Source organism: Paenibacillus sp. MER 99-2 (assembly GCF_023714095.1).
In the GTDB taxonomy this organism is placed as follows: domain Bacteria; phylum Bacillota; class Bacilli; order Paenibacillales; family Paenibacillaceae; genus Paenibacillus.
In genome coordinates this window covers 1-452 of the sequence record NZ_JAMAUZ010000037.1, presented here as the reverse complement: position 1 = coordinate 452, position 452 = coordinate 1, and the positions used below count along the sequence as shown (strand labels likewise).

1 protein-coding gene is annotated in these 452 nt (G+C 54.9%); it reads right to left on the bottom strand.

The features are described 5' to 3' along the window. Positions 1 to 452, bottom strand: a 452-nt coding sequence (locus M3636_RS29185; RefSeq protein WP_251384757.1) for a terminase small subunit, incomplete at both ends; no start/stop codon positions are given.

Here is a 452-nt window from a genome sequence, read left to right as displayed (position 1 = left end):
AAGAAAGGCTGGCCGATGCCATCACCATTACAGCGAGGACATTTCGGGTTAGGCGAGCTGGTATGGTCGTAACCGTAGCCGCCTCTGTCGTTTGGCTCTTTCCCTTTCTTCGCTAAAGCCTCAGCCAGCTTCTCTTCGAACTCAACCGCATCGCGCCATTGATACTGGTGACCGAAGCCCCAGCAGTAACGGCAGCTCCCGCGGCGATACTGAGAAAGTTGGTTGGCGTCGAATGTTGCCAGCCGCCACATCTGCTCAAGCACTTCATCAGCGCTGCCAAGCGTGCGCATAATGGATGCTTTCTGCTGCTGCGCAATGGCCTGCGCAACTGAAGTTTTCTGAAGCAGCTGATAGCCAATTTGTTCAGCAGTCTTCTTGCTGTACCCGGCACGGATAGCGGCCTGCGTGGCGTTGTGGTCCTTCAGGTATTCTGCGACAAATAAACGTTGCTG